Source organism: Ruegeria sp. AG7 (assembly GCF_056541545.1).
In genome coordinates this window covers 91386-111806 of record NZ_JBQFYP010000012.1, presented here as the reverse complement: position 1 = coordinate 111806, position 20421 = coordinate 91386, and the positions used below count along the sequence as shown (strand labels likewise).

Genomic DNA, 20421 nt, shown 5'->3' with positions numbered 1-20421 from the left:
TGGAGATACAAAAATGGAACAATCTGACCGTCACGTCATCGCCGCTTTGGCAACACTCATCCTTCTGCAGGGGATCATGCTTTCCGCCTTGTATGCCGGGATCAGGCCTCATCCGCCCATCGCCACGCCCCTATTTGGCATTGCTCCGTTTCTTGGAGCCGCGATGTCTGTCGCTCTGGCAGCGATCATCGTGCAACCGCTACGCAGTCGGGCGGGACACATTTTGAGCGTTTTTGCCGCGCTCATGGCCCTGGTTTCCTTCGGGCCGCAGAAATATTTCGACGCACAATTCGACCTGATCTACCCGGCGGTTCTCCTTGGCCAATTTGCTGCGCTGGTCATCTTTGCCTCTGTTGTGAAAGTGGCGCGCCCACAACAGGAAACCGTTGCAGAGCAAGTCTGATGGCTCGGTTTCTATTGCCCATGTCCATGCTCTCGCTCTTGAGCATCGGCGCAATCTTCGGGTTTTTCTACGCCTGGGTCTGTTCGACGATGTGGGGGCTGGATGCCACAGAGCCACGAACGGCCATCGCCGCGATGCAAGCTATGAACGCTTCTGTCCGAAACGCGGCGTTTTTCCCGGCCTTCTTCCTGACGCCTCTCATACTTGTGGTAACGTCATATGTCGCTTCGACCCAACAAAAAAAGCGCTCTGCCGCACTCTTCGGCTTTGCTGCAGTGCTCTACGTTGTTGGGGCCTTCTTTGTCACGGTCACAGTCAACGTTCCGATGAATGAAGCGCTGGCAGAGGTTGTTGTTCCAACCGATACCGAGGCGGCGCGCGGTATCTGGCTTGACTATTCATCCTCTTGGCAATTCTGGAACAGCCTAAGAACCGTAGTCAGCGGAGTGTCACTCCTCCTGACCGGCCTGGCCATCTATCTGATTCAGCAGGACACCGCGTAATGGAACTTTCACTTCTGACATTCGCCCTTCTGGCGCTGGTTGTGGTTATGACGCCCGGCCCAACGGTCTTGCTCGCCCTATCCAATGGATCAAGGTTCGGTATCGCTGTGGCAGGGTACGGCATCGCGGGCGCGGCGATCTCTGACGCCGTTCTCATCGCGGCGGCGGGGTTGGGATTGGGTGCTATCCTAGCTGCCTCGGCGATTCTGTTCAGTGTCGTCAAATGGATCGGCGTTACTTACCTCGTCTGGCTGGGCGTACAGATGATGCGATCATCCGGCCAATTGGGGCCGGTCGAGAACTCAACCAAGAACGAGAAATTGGGTACGCTTCGCAACAAGGCAGTCTTTAGGAAGAGCTTTCTTGTCGCGGTCACAAACCCCAAGGGCTACCTGTTCTTCACAGCGTTCCTGCCGCAGTTTCTCATACCGACAGAGCCAATGTTTCAACAGTATGTAGTGCTGGCGCTAGTCTTTATCGTGGTCGATGTGCTCGTCATGACCGCCTATGCAGGCCTGGGCGCAAATTCAGTGCAGTTTCTCAGCAATCGCGGGGCGTTGTGGATCGACAGGATTTGTGGCGGTCTTCTTGTCTCCTTGGGTCTTGCTTTGACCTTCTTGAAGCGCGCCGACGTGTAGCTCTCAGCATCACCAGCCTAGAAGGCTGGAAGCCAAGAGCATTCGTTTTTGACCAGCCCCGGTTGCTGAAGCGGACCTTGGCACATTCGCAGCGAAAGCTCACTTCGTCCCGCGTTGCGGTCACTGATCGTTCGCATATCAACCCAATCAGCTCGCGTTGTGCGCGGCGAGTTGAAGGCCAAGACTGCGATGTTGACCGGTCTGCGTAAGCCTTTTCTTATTCGTGCCTGTCAGGATGCAGTATCACCAAGCGCCGCTTTCGGTACGCTCCACATTCAAACAGTATGCCACACAAGCGCTTCCGTCGTAGCTATGTTTAAACCCTCTGAGATGGGGAACCTTCAACACCGCAGAACTCAATCACAACGTGGACCAGTACTGTAATTCCCTCTAGAGCGTGGGTTGTAACTTTACGCAGGATCAACGCGTTTACTTGATCCGTGTCAAAGTGAGCCTTGACGGTTTCTGAACTAATCAGTTCAAGAGAAACCAAGGAGTTGCCACTATGCTGAACAAAACTCTTGCCGCGCTGATGATGATATCAGCCATGCTGCTGAGCGCCTGTGAAAACAAGGGCCAGACTTATCCCGTAACCGGCGAACAATGCGGACCGAACGATCCTGTCAAGACCCTGGATGCCGAAGATTGCTATGTCCCACCCGCGGGTGTCTGACGCGGAACCGCATTTCCGTTGATTCAGGGGGCCAACCTGCATCTAAACCTTTCTGGCAAAACATGTTACTCTGGCCTGACCCCTGCTGAATAGATGAATGAGGCGGCCATGCGTCTGATCTTGATTGCACTGCTTTTGCCAGCCACTGCAACCGCCGACCCGGCGTTGGAATGTTCCGACGCCGGATCACAAGTCGAAATCGGATCCTGCGTCGGAGAGATGGAAACACGGGTGTCGCGTGCGCTACAGGTGAGTTTTGATTTGGCGGTACAATCTGCCAAGGAGCTGGATGAGGTCACCGGGCGGATAGTGGCTGAACCTGCCCTCATAGCGGCGCAACAAGCCTGGGAAACCTATCGCGATACGCATTGCACCGCCGTCGGCGCGTCGTTTGGTGGCGGATCGGGTACAGGTATCGCAATCACATCATGCCGGGTGAATTTGGGGCGGGCACGCGTTGAAGAACTGTTGAGTTTTGCAGACTGACTGAAACGATTCCTTTTGATCTTTGCACAGGTTCCTATATAGAGGCGCATCCCAAGCCAGAATCCTTGAAGATACGCCCCAGCAGGTACCACAATGTCGCCCACAGTGCCGATCACGCAAGACGTCATGACTCTCCCTCGTAAATTGCCCGAGGGGAAGGTGAACCTTGTCGGTCTCACCCGCGACCGTTTGCGCGAGGTTCTGATCGAACATGGCACGCCGGAAAAGCAGGCCAAGATGCGCACCGGTCAGATCTGGCAGTGGATCTATCAATGGGGTGTGCGTGATTTTTCCGCGATGACGAATCTCGCCAAAGCCTACCGTGCGCAACTGGCCGACAACTTTTTGGTCGAGATACCCGAGGTGGTGACCCGACAGGTGTCCGAGGACGGCACCCGCAAATATCTGTGCCGTATCGCGGGTGGGCACGAGGTCGAGGTGGTCTACATCCCCGAAGAAGATCGCGGTACGCTGTGCATTTCATCTCAGGTCGGATGTACACTGACATGTTCGTTTTGTCATACCGGCACCCAGAAACTTGTACGTAATTTAACATCTGCAGAAATTGTCGGGCAGATCATGATGGCGCGCGACGATCTTGACGAATGGCCGACCCCCGGTGCGCCAAAGGATGAAACGCGCCTTCTGTCGAACATCGTTCTGATGGGAATGGGTGAGCCGCTTTACAATTTCGAAAACGTCCGCGACGCGATGAAGATCGCGATGGACCCCGAGGGGATATCCCTGTCGCGCCGCCGCATCACGCTGTCGACCAGCGGAGTGGTACCCGAAATTGCACGCACCGCCGAGGAAATCGGCTGTCTGCTGGCGATCTCGTTCCATGCAACCACGGATGAAACCCGCGACGTTCTGGTCCCGATCAATAAGCGCTGGAATATCAATGAGTTGTTGCAGGCGCTGGCCAGCTATCCCAATGCCTCGAACTCCGAGCGGATCACGTTCGAATACGTGATGCTGGACGGTGTGAATGACAGTGACGAGGATGCCCATCGTTTGATCGACCACATCAAGCGCCACAAGATTCCGGCCAAGATCAACCTGATCCCGTTCAACGAATGGCCCGGTGCACCGTACAAGCGCAGCTCGAACAACCGCATCCGCGCTTTTGCCAACATCATCTATCAGGCAGGCTACGCCTCTCCCATTCGCAAGACACGGGGCGAGGATATCATGGCGGCGTGCGGTCAGTTGAAATCGGCAACCGAACGTGCCCGAAAATCGCGCAAACAGATTGAGTCCGAAGCCGGTTTAACCCGGTAGTTTTTCTGTCCGGTTCATCATGGATCGGGTGGTCGTGCTTTGATTGTCCAAAATGACCGCCTGCACGCATGAAGTGTGCCTGTAAACTTAATGTTTCAGATACTGATTCAATATGCATAATTTGCTATATTTTAAAGATTCAATGCCGCAGGATGCAGGTTCAAATCGAAGCACAAGGCGGTGAGATTCTGGGACCTGAGCTGGTAAGAGATCCCAGAGCCGCTAGAATAAGAACTCTGTCGTCACGTGGCGCTCAGGCGAACTGATTTTCAGGTGGGTCGTAATAATGGACTCCTATCTACGAATAATTCTCCAGCACAAAGCCATTGCGTGCGCGATACTTCTGATTTCTTCAGGACTGGCAACGGCGGATGGTCACAACGCTCATATCGCGATCGAAAATCCGGCAGAGTTGAGCAAGGATGAGGCCGCGGCCCACTACCATTCACTAAGCCGTCGCATGGCACGGGGGTATGCCGCGGCGCAACTGGATCTGATCCTCAACTACCAAAGCTGGCCGCTTTTTAACGACGCGCCTTATATCTCGGCCACGCACGGGCAGCGTTACGTAAACTCGTATGCCAACCGAATGGCACATAACTACGGGACATTGCAGCAAGGCGAAAAACTTCCCATGGGATCGGTGCTTGCCAAGGACAGCATGACGGTGACCGATGAAGGTCACATACATCCAGGGGCCATGTTCATAATGGAAAAATTGCCAGACGGTACCAGCCCGAACACCGCTGACTGGCGTTATATAATGGTGCTGCCGGACGGGTCGGTGTTCGGGGATACTATGGGGGACCGCGCCAGTGAGGTCGCGTACTGCCATGTCTGTCACGAGCAAGTGGCGGATCGCGACTATACGTTCTTTATCCCCGAAGAATATCGGGTGGAAAACTAAGCCGGTTCACCCGGCAGCTTGAGTTCTGTCGCCTCACGGCGGCTGAGCTGTTCGCCTTGTTTCCGTTTGGACAGTACCTCGCGGGCCAACGCGTATTTGTCATCCTGCCAGAAGATCAGGCATCCGTTGCAGCCCTTGCCGCAGCATCCTTCCGTGCCGATGCGGTTTGTCTTGAACCGGCGTTCGTTACCGTCTTCGCCAATCTTTTCAACCAGATCTTCGCGACGGCGTGCATAAGCTGTTGAATTGTCGCGACCGGAGGTTTCTAATCCCTGCACGAGCTTGTCAAAGCGAATGCGGCTCCAGTGTTCGCCGGTCAGGGCGCGTTCCTTGCGCAGCACTGAATAGACCGGAAAACGGGCGCGCAGATCGTCGATATCCTCGTGATCAAACAGGGTGAAAGGCAACCGGATGATGGTTTTTGTGCTGCCATGAACCACGTCCAACCGTGCGCCATCATGGGCGCGTTCGAAATCATAGACCCGCAGCAGAACCGTGTCGCGTGCGACTGGCGAGACGAAATCCAGCACATCACCCGGTTCCAGCTTGTTCTTCACCTCAACCAGAAAGGCATCCTCGGTCACTTCGGTGACGATCCCGGCATATTCCCATTGCGAGATCGAGGCCGTGTGTTCGTAATCATGTGCATAGTTTGTCAGCCGACCCTCGTGAAAGGCCAGCGTATAGCCGCGATTTCCGACGGTTTCGAGCTCGCGCATGTAAGGCTTGGGGTCCCAGTTTTCGGGATCCGCGAAATAGTCATCGATGGCCATACGATAGGCCCGCGCGACGATCGCGGCGTAGTATTCCGATTTGCCGCGCCCTTCGACCTTGAGGCTGTCGACACCGATTTTCAGGTACTCGTCCAGCTTCGGCATGATGCAGAGGTCGCGTGAGTTTAGGATGTACGAGCCGCGATCATCCTCTTCGACGGGCATCAGGTCACCGGGGCGACAGCCTTCTTCCAGCAGGAATTCGAACAGGTCGGCGTTTTCTTCGGTGATACGCAATTCCTGATGCGTACCATCCTTGAGGCGCAGTTTCAGACCGTAGTTCCAGCGGCAGGAATTGGCGCAGTTGCCCTGGTTGGCCCCGCGTTCGGCCATGAAATTCGACAGCAGGCAGCGGCCCGAATAGGTCATGCACATAGCGCCGTGCACGAAGGCTTCTAACTTGATATCAGGGCATTTCTCACGGATCTCGACCAGTTCGGGATAGGAAACCTCACGCGCCAGAACCACCAGCTCGGCCCCCTGATCCTGCCAGAACTTCACCGACAGCCACGAACAGATATTGGCCTGGGTCGAGATATGCAGCGGCAGTTCGGGCGCGCGCTCGCGGACGTATTGGAATACGCCCGGATCGGCGATGATCAACCCGTCGGGCTGCACCTTGCGCACCGTGTCGATGTATTCGTCCAGTTTCGGGATGTCTTTGTTATGCGAGAACAGGTTCAGTGTCAGGTAGGCGCGCCGGCCATGGTTGTGGCAGAACTCGACCCCTTCAATTACCTCGTCCAGCGAAAACTCGGACTTGGTGCGCAGCGACATATCCGGCGTGCCCAGATACACGGCGTCTGCCCCATAGAGGATGGCGAGTTTTAGTTTGCGCAGATTGCCCGCAGGCATCAGCAACTCGGATCTGGGCTGGGTCATGGAAGCTACCTGACAAAGGATCAAGGCGGCCTTCTACGCCATAATCATTGCGCCCAAAACCCTGTTATCTGCGACGGAACCGCGCTGTGCCGAAAACTTCGATCAGTTGTTGGCGCACCGGCTCGGGTTGCGCCTCGACTGCGTTCAGAACCTCACGCAGTTCGGCGCGCAGCCCATGCATCTGATCAATCAGCGAGATCATCATCGACAGCGCATCGGCCTCCATGTCGTATTGCTCGTGCAACTCGCAAGCCAGTTCCAGCCGGGCAACGTCGATACTGTGATAGACCAGCCCCTGCTCCGATTGTTCAGGGATCACGATCTCGGCCGCAAGATATTCGGTCAGGCGGTCAGAGGTCAGGCGCGAGACGGTTTCGATCAGTTCCTTTTCGGTCAGGGTCATGACGGCATTCCTTTCCGCGGATCGTAGCGGTGCGTTTCGCGCCAGGTCTCCATGAACTGCCTGAGGTCATCATCGATCTTGTCGGGCATCGAGACAGTCAATTCGATCAGTTGGTCGCCGCGCTGGGATGAGCCGCGTTTCTTCACCCCCTTGCCGCGCAGGCGAAGGGTTTTACCGCTGCTGGTGCCCGCCGGAACATTGACGTTTACACCGCCATCGATTGTGGGGGCGGCGACTTTGCCGCCCAGAATGGCCTCATCTATGCTGATCGGCAGCGTAATATGGATGTCGTCGCCCTGACGGTCAAACACCGGATGTTTGGCGACCGTGACGGTCACCAACGCATCCCCCGGAGGGCCTTCGCCATAACCCGGAGCACCCTTGCCGCGCAGACGGATGGTTTGACCCTCGGTTATACCGGCGGGGATCTTGACCTCGATCCGGTTACCGTCTGGTAGGGTCAGTTTCTGGCTGGCGCCAAACACGGCATCCAGAAAGCTGATCTGAAGGGAATAGTTCAGGTTATGCCCTGGCGCATGAAATTCATGTCTTTGCTGGCCGCCAAATCCACCGCGGCCGCGCATGAATTCGGCAAAGATGTCCGACATGTCGTCCGGGTCCGCCTGACGCCCGCGATAGGGGTTTCCAGCGGCCTCGGCATAGTCCCGGTAATAGTGTTGTTGCGGGCGTTCCTGACCCGATGCGTCGATTTCGCCATTGTCGAAGCGGGCGCGGGTTTCAGGATCTTTCAGCAAGTCATACGCGGCAGCGGCGGCCTTGAATTTGGCCTCGGCCTTGGCATCGCCGGGTTTCAGGTCCGGGTGGCACTCCTTAGCAATACGCCTGTAGGCTTTCTTGATTTCGTCGGCGCTGGCGTCTTTCGGTACGCCAAGGACGGAATAGGGATCGTCGCTCATCTCACACTCGCGGGTCAGGGCAGGTCTGATCTTGATGAATGTGTTCTATCACGTGTTTTCAACGGGTCAAAAGGAAGAGGCAATTGAATTGTCTCGAAAAAACTCAGAAGCCTGCTAATATCTTCATATTTCTGATTGTAGATAGACGGAGGCCATCCCATGTCGCGCAGAATCAAATCCGCTTTGGCCCTGCTGGCCGGCAATGCCATCGGGCTGTTGTTGGCTTCGCTGATACTGTCCGGTTTCGCGATCAAACCGATCTCTTTTATCGTGGTTGTGATCGTTTTCACTGTCGTTCAGGTGATCGCCGAGCCCTTGATACTGAAGCTTGGCGAAAAGAAAGCGCCCGCATTGAAAGGCGGGATAGCCCTGGTCGTGACATTTGTGGGCCTGCTGGTGACCGACCTCATCGCGTCGGGGCTGACCGTTGGTGGTATCTCGAACCTGCTGGCGGCGACGCTGCTTGTCTGGCTGGGGGCGCTGATCGCCAGCGTGGTGCTGCCGATCTACGTTTTCAAGGATCTGCGTGCCGCGAAGAAGTAATCACAGCGCGTTCAGGCTGACCTCGATCGCCTGCCACAGTTCGTCCACCGGTTCGCATCCAACGGACAGGCGGATGAAGGCCGGGTCGACGCTATCGCCCCAGCGCGCGCGGCGTTCGGCCGAGCTGTGAACACCTCCGAAGGATGTGGCGGGGCGCAAAAGCGGGCAGGTGTTGATGAAGGCTTCGGCCTTGTCTTCGCTTTCCAAAGTCAAGGATAGCAGAAATCCGAACCGGGCCGTTTGTGCCTGCGCCAGTGCGTGTGATGGATCATTGGCTAGCCCGGGATAGCGGACCTGTTTGACCGCTGGGTGACCTGCCAACCGTTCTGCTATTACCTGAGCCGAGTTGCACATCCGGTCGAACCGGACATCCAGCGTTTCCAACCCGCGATGCAGCAGCCATGCCTCATGCGGTCCGGGGATCGAGCCTGAGATTTTCCGCCATTCCTCGACCCGTTCCATGATGTCACTGTTGCGGCTGGCCACATGGCCCATCAGCATGTCGGAATGCCCGCCCATCGCCTTGGTGTCGGACGACACGACCACGTCGATGCCCAAATCCAACGGGCGCTGACCCAGCGGTGTCATCGTCGTATTGTCGGCAATCGTCACCCCGCCAACAGACCGCACCTGTTCGGCTATAACTTTCAGGTCAATCATGTCCAGACCGGGGTTCGAAGGGCTTTCGGCGAACACAACGTCAAACCCGTCAAAACCACCTGCGGCAAACGCAGTGGTCGGGCGCTCTTCAATTGTCACGCCAAGACGCGAAAGGAACCGGTCGGCCAGCAGACGGGTGACATAGTACCCGTCCGAAGGAATCAGAAGGCGCGACCCGGCTTGCACCGTTGCAAAAAGAGCCGCAGAAATTGCGGCCATCCCTGAAGGAAAACTGAGGCAAGGCGCGTCTTCCAGATGGGACAAAACATGCTCAAGATGTGCCCAGGTGGGGTTATCGACACGGCCATAGGTCGGGTGACCGTCCGGCGCGCCCGGCAGATGGAACATGCTGCTTTGCGTCAGAGGAAGGGCGACGGGTTCGCCTTTTGACAACGCGTTGCCACGTAGGTGGAGCATTTCGCCTGTCTTTGGGGGTTTCATCGCTCAGCGCCCCGGAATTTCGTCGCGGGGCGGGGCGGGTTCCCAGTTCTCGATGATCTCGGCCGCCTCCTGCGCGGTATCGACAAAGCGGAACAGGTCCAAATCCTCCTCCGAGATCGTACCGGCATCCGCCAGTGCGTCCCAGTTGATAACCTTCTCCCAGAACGCGCGGCCAAACAGCAGGAATGGCACGCGATCCATTCTGCCGGTCTGGATCAGGGTCAGGGATTCGAACAGTTCATCCAGCGTCCCAAACCCACCGGGAAAGATGGTGATGGCGCGGGCGCGCATCAGGAAGTGCATTTTGCGGATCGCAAAATAGTGGAAATTAAAGCTGAGCTCTGGCGTCACGAAACTGTTTGGCGCCTGCTCGTGCGGGAGCACGATGTTCAGCCCGATCGAGCACCCGCCCGCTTCGTGTGCACCGCGATTGCCAGCTTCCATCACACCGGGGCCGCCGCCAGTGACGATCACATTCTCGCGGCAGCCGGTTTCTTTCGATTTCACGGTCATCAGCCGGGCAAACTCACGCGCCTCATCATAATATTTCGACAAGCTGGCCAGGGTTTCTGTTCGCGCGGTGTGCTTCTGCGAGGGTTCGGGGATGCGGGCGCCGCCGAACATGACGATGGTCGACGTGATCTCACGCTCGGTCATGATCATTTCGGGTTTCAGCAACTCAAGCTGCAAGCGTACAGGGCGCAGCTCGTCCCGGCACAGAAACTCGTCATCCGCGAAAGCCAGACGGTAGGCCGGAGAGCGTGTTTGCGGTGTGTCCGGAACCTCTTTCGCGGTCGAGCGGTCGGTCTGCGCATCGCGAAACGGACTGTGACGGTCTTCTCTCATCGGTGATTGATCCCTGCTTGCGTGTTTGACAAACAGCTATAGGGTTCGCGGGCAGAGTGCCAGTCACGGAAAGACGAGAATGAATTGGAAAAGTGAAATATCGGCGGCACGGGACCGCATCGCGGGATATGCGCAAGTGACCCCGGTTATGGAAAGCAACATTCCCGGCTATCCGGTTGAGCTGAAACTCGAGCACATGCAGCATACTGGCAGTTTCAAGGCGCGGGGTGCGTTCAATACGCTGCTCAGCTCGGATGTGCCGCCCGCAGGCTTGGTCGCCGCATCCGGTGGCAATCATGGTGCGGCGGCGGCTTATGCAGCGCAGACGCTGGGTTATCCTGCAAAGATATTTGTGCCGGAACTGGCAGGCCCGTCCAAGATCGCACTGATCCGGCAAACCGGCGCCGACCTGAGCGTTGTTTCCGGTGAATACGCGAACGCGCTGACCGCAGCGCAGGAGCATGAGGCAACAAGGGGGGCAATGCAGATCCATGCTTACGACGCCCCGGCCACGGTGGCTGGGCAAGGAACCTGTTTTGCGGAATGGGACGCCCAGGGCTTGCAGGCGGATACGGTACTGGTCGCTGTTGGTGGCGGCGGGCTGATCGCCGGGGCGCTGGCCTGGTTCGGTGGCGCGCGCAAGGTTGTGGCGGTCGAGCCGGAAACGTCCTGCGCGTTGAATGCAGCGTTGCGCGCTGGTGAGCCGGTTGATGTTTCCGTGTCGGGCATCGCCGCAAACGCGCTGGGCGCGCGGCGGATCGGCGAAATTTGTTTTGAATTGGCACAGGGTATGAGTTCGGTTCTGGTGTCAGACGATGCCATCGCGGCGGCACAACAGGCGCTTTGGCGCGCGCATCGCATTGTGGTAGAGCCTGCGGGCGCGACCGCATTGGCCGCCTTGACCTCGGGTGCGTATCGACCTGAACCGGGTGAGCGCGTGGCCGTTCTGGTTTGTGGTGCAAATATCGCGCCGGACCCGTTCGCTGAGTGAATTATCGGGTTGTGGATGTGGATGGTGGATTTTATCTATAATCCATGACTGCAATGATCTCCGACACGATTTACCAAAGCCTCAGCCAGCAGATCATCACCGGAGAGCTAGCGGCCGGTGAAAAGCTGCGGCAGGACCATATTGCCCGAACCTTCGATACCAGCCATGTTCCGGTGCGCGAAGCCTTGTTGCGGCTTGAGGCGCATGGGTTGGCCCGGCATGAACCGCGCAAGGGAATGCGTGTAACAGCATTAGACCCGGCAGAGGTTCGGGAGGTGATCGAAATGCGCGTGGCGTTGGAAACGCTGGCGTTGCAGCAATCGATGCAAAACATGTCTCCGGTCGCGTTGGAAAAGATCGAGAACGCACGTATCGCCTGTGACGAGGCGCAGTCGATGCCGCAATGGGAGGCCCACAACAGAACGTTCCATCGCGCCATCCTGACACCTTGCGGGCTGCCTCGGCTTTTGCACGCAATCGACGATCTGCATATCGCAAGCGCACGCCATCTGTTCGCGCAATGGCGGTTGAAATGGGTGCAGAGGGCTGACACGGATCATGCGGCCATTGTGCGGGCGTTGAAGCGCAAGGAAATGGCCACAGCAACGGCGATCCTGACCCGCCATATCCGGCGCGCAAGCTGATGACCCTGAGCCTCAGACGCAATTGGGCCCGTCTGCGTCGCATTGCGCCATGGGTCGGGCTTGCGTATAGGCCAAATCAACGTGAACAGATTCTGTAGGGAGACACTCCATGTCCAACGCGCAACTGGAAGCCGCCATCGAAACCGCCTGGGAGGCACGCGAGACCATCACGCCCGCCACCACAGGCGAGCAGCGCGAGGCGATCGAGGATACGCTGAATGCGCTGGACAGTGGCTCGTTGCGCGTGGCGGAAAAGCTGGAATCCGGTGACTGGCACGTAAACCAATGGGCCAAAAAGGCGGTTCTGCTGGGCTTCCGTATCAAGGACATGGAAATCCAGCCGGGCGGTCCGCAGGACGGCGGCTGGTGGGACAAGGTGGACAGCAAGTTCGCCGGTTGGGGTGAAAACCAGTGGCGTTCTGCCGGGTTCCGCGCGGTTCCAAACTGCGTTGTCCGCAAATCCGCTTACATCGCACCGGGCGTGGTGCTTATGCCGTCTTTCGTGAACCTTGGGGCCTATGTTGACGAAGGCACGATGGTTGATACCTGGGCCACTGTCGGGTCCTGCGCGCAGATCGGCAAGAATGTGCACCTGTCGGGGGGCGTTGGCATTGGCGGAGTGCTTGAGCCGATGCAGGCTGGCCCAACCATCATTGAAGACAATTGCTTTATCGGCGCGCGCTCGGAAGTGGTGGAGGGAAGTATCGTCCGCGAAGGCTCGGTTCTGGGAATGGGCGTGTTCATTGGTAAATCCACCAAGATCGTGGACCGAGAAACCGGAGAAGTTATGTATGGCGAGGTTCCGCCCTATTCGGTTGTGGTCGCGGGTTCCATGCCGTCAAAGAACAATGTCAGCCTCTATTGCGCGGTGATCGTGAAGCGGGTTGACGAAAAGACCCGCTCGAAAACGGGCATCAACGAATTGCTGCGGGACTGATCGTTCTGATTAACGCGCAAGGCCGGGGCATAACTGCTTCGGCCTTTTGTTTTTTGGGTCAAGCCGACTGAACCAGATACGAAGTTCGTGGCCGCGATCAGCTTTGAAGTGCTGCTTAGCGGTTCTCACCCTGCATGGCTTCGACTTCAGTGCTTCCTGTGTTTACTTCAGCACTTTCGGTTTCGCTGCCGCCTTCGGATTCACCGTTGCCTTCGGTTTCACCATCGCCGCCGGATTCAACTCAACAGCTTTTCGGGCCGGAGGCCTTCAATCAATGAGGGAGGCCGAGACTCGCGTTCACTGAGTCTCTCGCCCAGCTAATCCCTTGATCGGATATCGGTCCGGTTCCTCGAAAACATCTATGACCCGTGTGCCAGCCTTGATTTTGCCGCCATGTTCCACGCCTGATGGGATCGAATACCTGTCGCCCGAGCGGTAGGTCCGGGTCTGCCCGTCGATGGTCAATTCAATCTCACCCTCCACCACTATGCCCCATTGGGCTTTGTGAGAATGTAAGGGCAATTCGAAATCCTGAAGAAACGTAAAGAACGCCACCAATCCTGCATCCGACCGGATCACGGCCGTTTGCACCACGTCGTCGGGGAACGGTACGTCGAGGCTGGGAAAACTCGCTATGAAATCTGGGTAGGGCATGAAGGCGTCCTTTGGTATCCGGGATCGGTTTATTCCGGGTACTATGGGCGCAAGGCGGGGCTCCTGCAATTGTTGGCTGCTTGACCGCGAACCGGCGCGGGGCTATGGCCCGGTGCATGGAGAAGCAAAAGAAACCCTCGCGTCAGCAAGTCTATACCCTTCTGGTCCAGATTGGCCGCAAGGAGGGCGACGGGCTGCCTGATGGGGCAACCGGCGCGGCGCTAATGTGCTATGCCAGCGGCGTGGATGAGGCCGAGGCCGTGCGTGAGACGGTCGCGATCCTGAAGCAGGCCGACACTGCACCGCTGGATGTCACCGGATACGGCACATTGGCCGAGCGTGAAGCGCAAGGTCACGATATCGAGGCGGACGAACGTGCGCTGATGCAAAGAGCATTGGATGAAAACGCAGTGATCGTCGCGCAGATGACACCGTTTTTCGGAGACGAGGCGCAGGCCTAGTTCCGCGATCCGAACCACTTGCGATAGATTTCGTCATAGGTTCCGTCTTCGCGCAAGCCAAGCAATGCCTGGTTTACATCCTCGACCAGTGGTGATCCGGTCGGGAAAGCGATGCCGTAGTTTTCGCGCAGGAAAACACCACCTGTCATCGACGCAATGCGCCGCCCTTCATGGGCCGCAAAATAGGACAGGATCGGCGCGTCGAATACGACGGCATCCAGATCTTCGGCCTTGAAAGCGTCCAGCATCTCATTCAACCCCGGATAGCTGGTAAACTCGATCTCGCGCCGGTTCAGAAAACTTGCCGCAGTCGACCCTGATATTGTCCCGACAGTCTTGCCGTACAGGTCGTTCACCGAATTCACGCTGCCGGTGATGGCGTCCACAGTCATGACCGAGGTGATACGGGCGGTGAACACCGAAACGATGAACAAGGATGACACCACCAGCACGACACCCAACATTCGACCGAACGGAGTGCGCGGCATTCGCTCTTCGAACCCGCCATTCACAACCAAGTTCAGCGCCCACCAGAACGATGGGAACCACGCTTCGTTCAAGTCGCGGTCGAAATAGGGTTGGGCGCGGCGTTCAAAGCTCCACATCAGCATGCCGCCACCGAGGAGAATGGCAAAGGCCAGCCCTATGGCGATGAACAGTTCTTTCGAGAGCAGGGCCTGCAACAGCGATGGTTTTCGTACCGCGTCCGAGGGTACCATGATCTGAAGACCCGCTTCAAAGATCGGCTGAGAAAAGTCCATTTGCGTTTCGCGCAGGGCGGTGATCGAGATATTGGCGATGGCAAGGTCTGCAGATCCGCTCTGCACGGCACCCAACATGTCAGAAAACGCCTCGACGCGGTTGACCGTGTAGTCCCAGTTCAGAGCCTCGGCCAGGGCCGCCAGCAAATCCATAGAGAAACCGGTTTCGTCGCCATCCTCGACATAGGAAAATGGCGGGCGGGTCACGGTTGTGACCGAAAGGGACTGTGCCAGGCTTTGCTGTGCGATGACGGCGAAAGTCAGGCAGATCAGTGCGAAGAAGGCGCGCTTCATATTCAATTCACCTGTTTCGCGGCCCTGTAACGCGAATTTGTGGCGGGCGGCAAGGTGGTCGCAGGGTAAAGTTCCATGTTTTATTGGGGTGCCGCTTTGACATCTACATATTCGGATGACCGTTTTTTTACGGATTGGGGTTGGAAAACCGGCCAAATCGTTGAATCTGTGCGCGAACCCGCGTCAGACACAGTTTCAGAGGTCCCCGCATGACTGATCCCGTCCAATTGACAGCCGAACTGATCCGTTGCCCTTCGGTCACACCTTCAGAGGGCGGAGCACTTGTTTTGCTTGAGACAGTGCTGTCGGAGGCAGGTTTCGAATGCTCGCGTGTCGATCGCGGCGGCATCAGTAACCTGTTCGCGCGTTGGGGGCAGAAAGGTCATGCGCGTAGTTTCGGATTTAACGGTCACACAGACGTCGTCCCTGTCGGCGACGAAGCTGCCTGGACTGCGCCGCCTTTCGGGGCCGAAGTGCGGGATGGGGTGATGTATGGGCGCGGTACTACCGATATGAAATCCGGTGTTGCGGCTTTTGCGGCTGCCGCAGTGGATTTCGTGCGTGACACCCCGCCGGATGGGGCAATTGTCCTGACGATTACCGGTGATGAGGAAGGCGATGCGTTGGACGGCACCACTGCGCTTCTCGATTACATGGAAGGCGCCGGAGAGCGTATGTCGGTCTGTCTGGTGGGTGAGCCAACATGCCCGAACAAAATGGGCGAGATGATCAAGATCGGCCGTCGGGGCTCAATGACTGCATGTTTTAAGATTACAGGTGTTCAGGGACATTCGGCTTATCCCCATCGGGCCAAAAACCCTCTGCCCGCCATGGCGCGGCTGATGGATCGGCTTGCCAGCCATGAACTGGATCAGGGCACGGACCATTTCGACGCCTCAACACTGGCTGTTGTCACTATCGACACCGGAAACGCCGCAACCAACGTGATCCCGTCGCAATGCAGCGGCGCGGTCAATATCCGCTTTAACGATCTGCATTCCGGGGCCAGCCTGAGTGACTGGTTGCAATCAGAGGCGGATCAGGTGGCAGCCCAATACGGTGTCGACATCGGTGTCACGATCAGCATATCGGGTGAAAGTTTTCTGACCCCACCAGGGCCTTTGTCGGATCTGGTGGCCAAAGCGGTCGAAACCGAAACCGGCGTTACGCCTGAACTGTCGACAACCGGCGGCACCTCGGATGCGCGCTTTGTCAAAGACCATTGTCCGGTGGTGGAGTTCGGCTTGGTCGGGCGCACGATGCATCAGGTGGACGAGTGCGTTGAGGTTGCGCAGATCAAGCAACTCAAATCGATCTATACCCGTATCCTGACGGATTATTTCGCCTGATCCATGCAGCGCACATTGGTGATCATGGTCAAGGAACCTCGACCGGGCCGTGTCAAGACGCGGCTGGGGCGTGATATCGGCATGGTTGGTGCCGCGTGGTGGTTTCGGCACCAGACCCGCGCTTTGATCCGAAAGCTGCGTGACCCTCGCTGGCAGATCGTGCTGGCCGTGTCGCCCGATGCAGAAGGTCTTGCAAGCCGTATCTGGCCCGTTGATCTGCCGCGCGCGCCGCAGGGGTCCGGCGATCTGGGGGACCGGATGAGACGGATGTTGCGCGGAATGCCCAAGGGGCCGGTTTGCCTGATCGGAGCGGATATTCCGGGTATTTCGCGTGCACATATAGCCCGCGCTTTTGGTGCGCTTAGGCGAACCCAGATGGTGTTCGGCCCCGCGCCGGATGGCGGCTATTGGCTGGTCGGTGCGCAGCGCTATGGCGCGCTGCCCGCAGGTCTGTTCCACGATGTGCGCTGGTCCACAGAACATGCATTGGCCGACACACTTGCCTCAATCCCAAACTGCCGTGTGACCCTGCTGGACCAGCTGCGCGATGTGGATACGGTCGCTGATCTGAAGCCCTGAGATTTTTTGGTCATGACGCGGTCGCAAACGCGTGCTACGCCGGAAGCATGACTCGCATCCCCACCAAGCAGGAGGTCCTTGACTGGATCTCGGCGAACCCCACCCTGACCTCGAAACGCGATATCGCCAAAGCCTTTGGCATCAAGGGCGCGGATCGTATTGACCTCAAGCGCATCCTCAAAGAGCTTGAGGCCGAAGGGCATCTTGAAAAACGCAAACGCAGCTATCGCGATCCGGACCGTCTTCCACCTGTCAGTGTCTTGCAGGTGAAAGAGCCGAATGCCGATGGTGATCTGTTCGCCCGACCACTGGAATGGCATGGCGAAGGGGTCGAGCCCATCGTTCTCATCATCGCGCGGGCCAGCGACCCGGCCCTGGGTGAGGGTGACCGTATTCTGGCCCGCCTGACCGTCGTGCACGAGGAAGATCACAATTACGAAGCGCGTCTGATCCGCCGGATCGGAACCAACCCGCGCAAGATCGTGGGCATATTCCGTAAAGGGGCCGAAGGGGGCAGAATCGTCCCTATCGACAAGGCAGGCCAGACCGAATGGCTGGTTGCCGATGGCGCGGTGCATGGTGCCAAAGACGGCGAATTGGTCGAGGCCGAACAGGCCGGGCCAAAAAATCGCATGGGCCTGCCACGCGCCCGCATTGTTGAACGGTTGGGTGATCCGACCGCGCCCAAGGCTGTTTCGCTGATCGCGATCCATCAGCACGGTATCCCGGATGACTTTCCCGACAAGGTCATAGCCGAAGCAGACAATGCCAAACCCGTTGGCCTGAAGGGCCGCGAGGACCTGCGGGACATGCCGCTGCTGACCATCGACCCCTCGGATGCGCGTGATCGTGATGATGCCTGCTACGCGCACGCGGATGAAGACCCCAAGAACCCTGGTGGACATGTGATCTGGGTCGCTATCGCCGATGTTGCTGCTTATGTGCTGCCCGGCTCGGCCCTGGACCGCGAGGCGCGCAAGCGGGGCAATTCAAGTTATTTCCCTGACCGAGTGGTCCCGATGCTGCCTGATCGGCTGTCGGGTGATCTGTGTTCCCTCCATGAAGGCGTCCCGCGTGCCTGTATCGCTGTGCGGATGCAGATTGACGCGGACGGTAACAAGATTGGTCATCGTTTCGTGCGGGGGTTGATGCGTTCGGTCGCGTCGCTGAACTATGCCGAAGTGCAGGAGGCCATCGACGGCAACCCGAACGACCGCACCGGGCCATTGCTGGAGACGGTCTTGAAACCGCTTTATGCCGCCTATGCCGCGCTGAAGAAAGCGCGGGCTGTGCGACAGCCACTGGAACTGGACCTGCCCGAGCGTAAGATCGTGCTCAGCGAAACGGGTCATGTTGAAAGCGTGGCGTTCCGTGACCGGTTGGATGCGCATCGGTTGATCGAAGAGTTCATGATCCTCGCCAATGTCTCGGCTGCGGAGACACTGATCGCCAAGCGCCGTCCGCTGCTGTTCCGCGTGCACGAGGAACCCGCGCCCGAGAAACTGGAAAGCCTGCGGGAAACGGCGCAGGCTGCCGGATTGAACCTCGCCAAGGGGCAGGTGCTGCAAACCCGCCACCTGAATGCGCTGCTGAACGCCGCCGCCGGGACCGAGGATGCGGAACTGATCAACCTGACCACTCTGCGGTCAATGGCACAGGCATATTACAACCCAGAAAACTTCGGCCATTTCGGGCTGGCGCTGCGGAACTACGCGCATTTCACCTCTCCTATCCGGCGCTATGCCGATCTGGTCGTGCATCGGGCGCTGATCTCGGCCCACGGTTGGGGCACGGACGGTTTGACAGAAGACGAGATTACCCGGCTCGAAGAAACGGCCACTCATATCTCGGATACTGAACGCCGATCCATGATGGCTGAACGGGACACGACTGACCGCTATCTGGCCGCGTATCTGAGCGAGCGGGTCGGCAATGAATTCACGGGCCGGATCAGCGGCATTGCCCGGTTTGGTGCTTTTGTCAAAATGGACGAAACCGGTGCGGATGGCTTGGTTCCGGTGCGATCACTTGGGCGCGAGTTTTTCCATTTCGACCGCGAGGCCGGGACACTTATGGGGGCGGACACGGGGCTGACTATCGCCATTGGTCAACGTGTCACCGTTCGACTGACCGAAGCGACACCAGTGACCGGCGGGTTGGAGCTGGAGCTGCTGTCCATTGACGACCAGGCCCTGCCGCGCGGACAGGGGCCAAAAGGGCGATCATCCCGGCGCAAAGCGATCAGCACCAAGCGCAAGAAAGACAAGATCAAGCGCAAGGTCGAACGCAAACGCCGTCAGAGGTGATAGGTCAACGCCCGGGCAATCAGCCTTCCGTGGCGTGTTGGATCGATTTGTGTAGTGTCATCAAACAGAACGGCACGGTTCCCATCTATCTGATCCTCGCCCGGAAAGGCGGATGTGAAATCGCTTATCAACCGGGTTTGGCAGTGCACAAACAAGGCGAAACTTGCCGACTTGTGCGCGCCCAGCCGGATCGTTGACCCCTTGGGCGCAAGATAGGCGGGCTGACCCCACCGCAGCTCCTCTTGCACCGTGGGGGCGGCAGGCAGAGAGGCTGCCGTGTCAAACACAAGCGCCCGCAAGGCCAGAGCCCCCGCACGGGTTTGCGGGGGCAGGGCTTCAAAGGCCGAAGCGACCAAAGGGTTTTCAAAGGGTTTCATGCAATTGGTATCGCCTGTTCCAACCGATCCACGTAGCTGTTTAGCAGGTTATCCTGTTTGATCCGGCGGGTCAGGGGGGTGTCCGCAGGTGTGGCGCGCATTGCGGCAAGCATTGGACCAACGCTCATGTCCGCAGATGTCGGCCGGTCCCCAAGCAGGAAAGAGGATTGCCACAGATAGGCCGAGATCGCCTCGAGGTCACGTTCGATCCGGTCCAGCCGTTCGGACAGCGAAAACCGCCCGATTCCCTGCGACGTGATCCCCTTCAGAACGGATTTCCGGATCGCATTGGATGCGGGTTTTCGGATCAACGCCGGAATTCCGGTAAAGAACGTATCTCGCAAGATCGGCCAGACTTGGTCATTGCCCCAGCGATCCAGAACGATGTGAAAATACAGATGCTCTTCGGCCATGCGCACCAGGGCGCGGGACTGCGCCTTTTCGACATCCGTCAACCCTTTGTCGAAATCCGCGCCCTGCTGTTCCAACCAATCGCGGATCAGGTCGCTGTCCGGGACTAGGCGTTCCGGCGTCCGCAAAACGGGCAGCTTCTGGTGGGGCATCTTGCGGGGGTCAAGCATGTCCGAGCGCTGCCAGGTCTGGCCGGACTGCTGAAGCATCAATGCTGTCTTGACACAGAAGGGGCTGGCACTGAACAGGCCGAAGGCAGAGGGGAAGGTGAGAAGGGTCAGCATTATAAGGCTCCGTGTTA

General features: G+C 58.0%; 24 protein-coding genes. 15 read left to right on the top strand and 9 right to left on the bottom strand.

Features of this window, described 5'->3' with window-relative positions; all coding sequences use genetic code 11:
* The first annotated feature begins 13 nt into the window (after positions 1-13).
* The 7 genes from ACR0BF_RS15620 (at position 14) to ACR0BF_RS15590 (ending at position 4891) form a co-directional block, all read left to right on the top strand.
* A complete protein-coding gene (locus ACR0BF_RS15620; RefSeq protein WP_480625274.1) occupies positions 14-403 on the top strand; it encodes a hypothetical protein in 390 nt (129 codons plus the stop codon).
* On the top strand, positions 403-906 hold the full coding sequence (locus ACR0BF_RS15615) for an anthrone oxygenase family protein (protein ID WP_480625273.1): 504 nt from the start codon (positions 403-405) through the stop codon (positions 904-906). Before ACR0BF_RS15620 ends, ACR0BF_RS15615 begins: the two co-directional genes overlap by 1 nt.
* Positions 906-1544: a LysE family translocator gene (locus tag ACR0BF_RS15610; RefSeq protein WP_480606385.1), complete on the top strand. Its 639-nt coding sequence runs from the start codon at positions 906-908 to the stop codon at positions 1542-1544. Before ACR0BF_RS15615 ends, ACR0BF_RS15610 begins: the two co-directional genes overlap by 1 nt.
* A gap of 505 nt (positions 1545-2049) precedes the next feature.
* Positions 2050-2217 (top strand): hypothetical protein, encoded by a 168-nt coding sequence (locus tag ACR0BF_RS15605; protein ID WP_480606382.1) that lies wholly within the window; start codon positions 2050-2052, stop codon positions 2215-2217.
* A gap of 108 nt (positions 2218-2325) precedes the next feature.
* Complete coding sequence (locus ACR0BF_RS15600; RefSeq protein ID WP_480474203.1) at positions 2326-2703, top strand: lysozyme inhibitor LprI family protein; 378 nt, start codon at positions 2326-2328, stop codon at positions 2701-2703.
* 93 nt (positions 2704-2796) lie between these two features.
* Positions 2797-3984: a dual-specificity RNA methyltransferase RlmN gene (gene rlmN / locus ACR0BF_RS15595; protein ID WP_480625272.1), complete on the top strand. Its 1188-nt coding sequence runs from the start codon at positions 2797-2799 to the stop codon at positions 3982-3984.
* A 286-nt stretch (positions 3985-4270) separates the two neighbouring features.
* On the top strand, positions 4271-4891 hold the full coding sequence (locus tag ACR0BF_RS15590; RefSeq protein ID WP_480474201.1) for a cytochrome P460 family protein: 621 nt from the start codon (positions 4271-4273) through the stop codon (positions 4889-4891).
* Here ACR0BF_RS15590 and ACR0BF_RS15585 read toward each other — a convergent pair.
* The 3 genes from ACR0BF_RS15585 to ACR0BF_RS15575 form a co-directional block, all read right to left on the bottom strand.
* A complete protein-coding gene (locus ACR0BF_RS15585) occupies positions 4888-6546 on the bottom strand; it encodes a U32 family peptidase (RefSeq protein ID WP_480625271.1) in 1659 nt (552 codons plus the stop codon). The two genes, ACR0BF_RS15590 and ACR0BF_RS15585, sit on opposite strands and share 4 nt — an antisense overlap.
* A 64-nt stretch (positions 6547-6610) precedes the next feature.
* Positions 6611-6949 (bottom strand): hypothetical protein, encoded by a 339-nt coding sequence (locus ACR0BF_RS15580; RefSeq protein WP_480474199.1) that lies wholly within the window; start codon positions 6947-6949, stop codon positions 6611-6613.
* Complete coding sequence (locus ACR0BF_RS15575) at positions 6946-7866, bottom strand: DnaJ C-terminal domain-containing protein (protein ID WP_480474198.1); 921 nt, start codon at positions 7864-7866, stop codon at positions 6946-6948. Before ACR0BF_RS15575 ends, ACR0BF_RS15580 begins: the two co-directional genes overlap by 4 nt.
* Before the next feature lie 159 nt (positions 7867-8025).
* Between ACR0BF_RS15575 and ACR0BF_RS15570 the strand changes: the two genes are divergently transcribed.
* Positions 8026-8409, top strand: coding sequence for a hypothetical protein (locus ACR0BF_RS15570; RefSeq protein ID WP_267363718.1), 384 nt, complete (start codon positions 8026-8028; stop codon positions 8407-8409).
* On the opposite strand, the gene ACR0BF_RS15565 is transcribed toward ACR0BF_RS15570, so the two are convergent.
* Together ACR0BF_RS15565 and ACR0BF_RS15560 are read right to left on the bottom strand one after the other, a co-directional pair.
* Positions 8410-9510 carry a cystathionine gamma-lyase gene (locus ACR0BF_RS15565; RefSeq protein WP_480625270.1) on the bottom strand — a complete coding sequence of 367 codons (1101 nt, stop codon included), beginning with the start codon at positions 9508-9510 and terminating at the stop codon, positions 8410-8412.
* A 3-nt stretch (positions 9511-9513) separates the two neighbouring features.
* Positions 9514-10356 carry an LOG family protein gene (locus ACR0BF_RS15560; RefSeq protein ID WP_480559968.1) on the bottom strand — a complete coding sequence of 281 codons (843 nt, stop codon included), beginning with the start codon at positions 10354-10356 and terminating at the stop codon, positions 9514-9516.
* Positions 10357-10435: 79 nt separating this feature from the next.
* Here ACR0BF_RS15560 and ACR0BF_RS15555 point away from each other — a divergent pair, with 79 nt between their 5' ends.
* The 3 genes from ACR0BF_RS15555 (at position 10436) to dapD (ending at position 12928) form a co-directional block, all read left to right on the top strand.
* A complete protein-coding gene (locus ACR0BF_RS15555) occupies positions 10436-11347 on the top strand; it encodes a threonine/serine dehydratase (protein ID WP_480625269.1) in 912 nt (303 codons plus the stop codon).
* A 44-nt stretch (positions 11348-11391) separates the two neighbouring features.
* Complete coding sequence (locus ACR0BF_RS15550) at positions 11392-11991, top strand: GntR family transcriptional regulator (protein WP_480625268.1); 600 nt, start codon at positions 11392-11394, stop codon at positions 11989-11991.
* Between the two features lie 109 nt (positions 11992-12100).
* Positions 12101-12928: a 2,3,4,5-tetrahydropyridine-2,6-dicarboxylate N-succinyltransferase gene (gene dapD / locus ACR0BF_RS15545; RefSeq protein WP_480625267.1), complete on the top strand. Its 828-nt coding sequence runs from the start codon at positions 12101-12103 to the stop codon at positions 12926-12928.
* Between the two features lie 297 nt (positions 12929-13225).
* Here the strand turns inward: dapD and ACR0BF_RS15540 are convergent, their stop codons facing one another.
* Positions 13226-13582, bottom strand: coding sequence for a cupin domain-containing protein (locus ACR0BF_RS15540; RefSeq protein WP_480625266.1), 357 nt, complete (start codon positions 13580-13582; stop codon positions 13226-13228).
* A 116-nt stretch (positions 13583-13698) separates the two neighbouring features.
* Here ACR0BF_RS15540 and ACR0BF_RS15535 point away from each other — a divergent pair, with 116 nt between their 5' ends.
* Positions 13699-14043, top strand: a complete 345-nt coding sequence (locus ACR0BF_RS15535; protein WP_209598381.1) for a hypothetical protein — start codon at positions 13699-13701, stop codon at positions 14041-14043.
* Here ACR0BF_RS15535 and ACR0BF_RS15530 read toward each other — a convergent pair.
* Positions 14040-15098 (bottom strand): transporter substrate-binding domain-containing protein, encoded by a 1059-nt coding sequence (locus tag ACR0BF_RS15530; RefSeq protein WP_480484152.1) that lies wholly within the window; start codon positions 15096-15098, stop codon positions 14040-14042. The genes ACR0BF_RS15535 and ACR0BF_RS15530 overlap by 4 nt on opposite strands.
* Before the next feature lie 209 nt (positions 15099-15307).
* Here ACR0BF_RS15530 and dapE point away from each other — a divergent pair, with 209 nt between their 5' ends.
* From dapE to rnr, 3 genes are read left to right on the top strand one after another with little or no spacing between them, the layout of a single operon-like run.
* Complete coding sequence (gene dapE, locus ACR0BF_RS15525) at positions 15308-16447, top strand: succinyl-diaminopimelate desuccinylase (protein ID WP_480625265.1); 1140 nt, start codon at positions 15308-15310, stop codon at positions 16445-16447.
* Between the two features lie 3 nt (positions 16448-16450).
* On the top strand, positions 16451-17026 hold the full coding sequence (locus ACR0BF_RS15520) for a TIGR04282 family arsenosugar biosynthesis glycosyltransferase (RefSeq protein WP_480517911.1): 576 nt from the start codon (positions 16451-16453) through the stop codon (positions 17024-17026).
* Between the two features lie 47 nt (positions 17027-17073).
* A complete protein-coding gene (rnr, locus tag ACR0BF_RS15515; protein WP_480625264.1) occupies positions 17074-19332 on the top strand; it encodes a ribonuclease R in 2259 nt (752 codons plus the stop codon).
* Here rnr and ACR0BF_RS15510 read toward each other — a convergent pair.
* Together ACR0BF_RS15510 and ACR0BF_RS15505 are read right to left on the bottom strand one after the other, a co-directional pair.
* Positions 19323-19709: a DUF1801 domain-containing protein gene (locus tag ACR0BF_RS15510; RefSeq protein ID WP_480625263.1), complete on the bottom strand. Its 387-nt coding sequence runs from the start codon at positions 19707-19709 to the stop codon at positions 19323-19325. The two genes, rnr and ACR0BF_RS15510, sit on opposite strands and share 10 nt — an antisense overlap.
* The gene (locus tag ACR0BF_RS15505; RefSeq protein WP_480555001.1) at positions 19706-20404 is read right to left on the bottom strand and encodes a glutathione S-transferase family protein; all 699 of its coding nucleotides are present in this window, start codon (positions 20402-20404) and stop codon (positions 19706-19708) included. The genes ACR0BF_RS15510 and ACR0BF_RS15505 overlap by 4 nt, the downstream gene beginning before the upstream one ends.
* Positions 20405-20421: the final 17 nt, after the last annotated feature.

What these genes read in the sequence shown, in the direction of transcription:
- ACR0BF_RS15620 (WP_480625274.1), top strand. Translation starts at nt 14, where the DNA reads ATGGAACAATCTGACCGTCACGTCATCGCCGCTTTGGCAACACTCATC.
- ACR0BF_RS15615 (WP_480625273.1), top strand. Translation starts at nt 403, where the DNA reads ATGGCTCGGTTTCTATTGCCCATGTCCATGCTCTCGCTCTTGAGCATC.
- ACR0BF_RS15610 (WP_480606385.1), top strand. Translation starts at nt 906, where the DNA reads ATGGAACTTTCACTTCTGACATTCGCCCTTCTGGCGCTGGTTGTGGTT.
- ACR0BF_RS15605 (WP_480606382.1), top strand. Translation starts at nt 2,050, where the DNA reads ATGCTGAACAAAACTCTTGCCGCGCTGATGATGATATCAGCCATGCTG.
- ACR0BF_RS15600 (WP_480474203.1), top strand. Translation starts at nt 2,326, where the DNA reads ATGCGTCTGATCTTGATTGCACTGCTTTTGCCAGCCACTGCAACCGCC.
- rlmN (WP_480625272.1), top strand. Translation starts at nt 2,797, where the DNA reads ATGTCGCCCACAGTGCCGATCACGCAAGACGTCATGACTCTCCCTCGT.
- ACR0BF_RS15590 (WP_480474201.1), top strand. Translation starts at nt 4,271, where the DNA reads ATGGACTCCTATCTACGAATAATTCTCCAGCACAAAGCCATTGCGTGC.
- ACR0BF_RS15585 (WP_480625271.1), bottom strand. Translation starts at nt 6,546, where the DNA reads ATGACCCAGCCCAGATCCGAGTTGCTGATGCCTGCGGGCAATCTGCGC.
- ACR0BF_RS15580 (WP_480474199.1), bottom strand. Translation starts at nt 6,949, where the DNA reads ATGACCCTGACCGAAAAGGAACTGATCGAAACCGTCTCGCGCCTGACC.
- ACR0BF_RS15575 (WP_480474198.1), bottom strand. Translation starts at nt 7,866, where the DNA reads ATGAGCGACGATCCCTATTCCGTCCTTGGCGTACCGAAAGACGCCAGC.
- ACR0BF_RS15570 (WP_267363718.1), top strand. Translation starts at nt 8,026, where the DNA reads ATGTCGCGCAGAATCAAATCCGCTTTGGCCCTGCTGGCCGGCAATGCC.
- ACR0BF_RS15565 (WP_480625270.1), bottom strand. Translation starts at nt 9,510, where the DNA reads ATGAAACCCCCAAAGACAGGCGAAATGCTCCACCTACGTGGCAACGCG.
- ACR0BF_RS15560 (WP_480559968.1), bottom strand. Translation starts at nt 10,356, where the DNA reads ATGAGAGAAGACCGTCACAGTCCGTTTCGCGATGCGCAGACCGACCGC.
- ACR0BF_RS15555 (WP_480625269.1), top strand. Translation starts at nt 10,436, where the DNA reads ATGAATTGGAAAAGTGAAATATCGGCGGCACGGGACCGCATCGCGGGA.
- ACR0BF_RS15550 (WP_480625268.1), top strand. Translation starts at nt 11,392, where the DNA reads ATGACTGCAATGATCTCCGACACGATTTACCAAAGCCTCAGCCAGCAG.
- dapD (WP_480625267.1), top strand. Translation starts at nt 12,101, where the DNA reads ATGTCCAACGCGCAACTGGAAGCCGCCATCGAAACCGCCTGGGAGGCA.
- ACR0BF_RS15540 (WP_480625266.1), bottom strand. Translation starts at nt 13,582, where the DNA reads ATGCCCTACCCAGATTTCATAGCGAGTTTTCCCAGCCTCGACGTACCG.
- ACR0BF_RS15535 (WP_209598381.1), top strand. Translation starts at nt 13,699, where the DNA reads ATGGAGAAGCAAAAGAAACCCTCGCGTCAGCAAGTCTATACCCTTCTG.
- ACR0BF_RS15530 (WP_480484152.1), bottom strand. Translation starts at nt 15,098, where the DNA reads ATGAAGCGCGCCTTCTTCGCACTGATCTGCCTGACTTTCGCCGTCATC.
- dapE (WP_480625265.1), top strand. Translation starts at nt 15,308, where the DNA reads ATGACTGATCCCGTCCAATTGACAGCCGAACTGATCCGTTGCCCTTCG.
- ACR0BF_RS15520 (WP_480517911.1), top strand. Translation starts at nt 16,451, where the DNA reads ATGCAGCGCACATTGGTGATCATGGTCAAGGAACCTCGACCGGGCCGT.
- rnr (WP_480625264.1), top strand. Translation starts at nt 17,074, where the DNA reads ATGACTCGCATCCCCACCAAGCAGGAGGTCCTTGACTGGATCTCGGCG.
- ACR0BF_RS15510 (WP_480625263.1), bottom strand. Translation starts at nt 19,709, where the DNA reads ATGAAACCCTTTGAAAACCCTTTGGTCGCTTCGGCCTTTGAAGCCCTG.
- ACR0BF_RS15505 (WP_480555001.1), bottom strand. Translation starts at nt 20,404, where the DNA reads ATGCTGACCCTTCTCACCTTCCCCTCTGCCTTCGGCCTGTTCAGTGCC.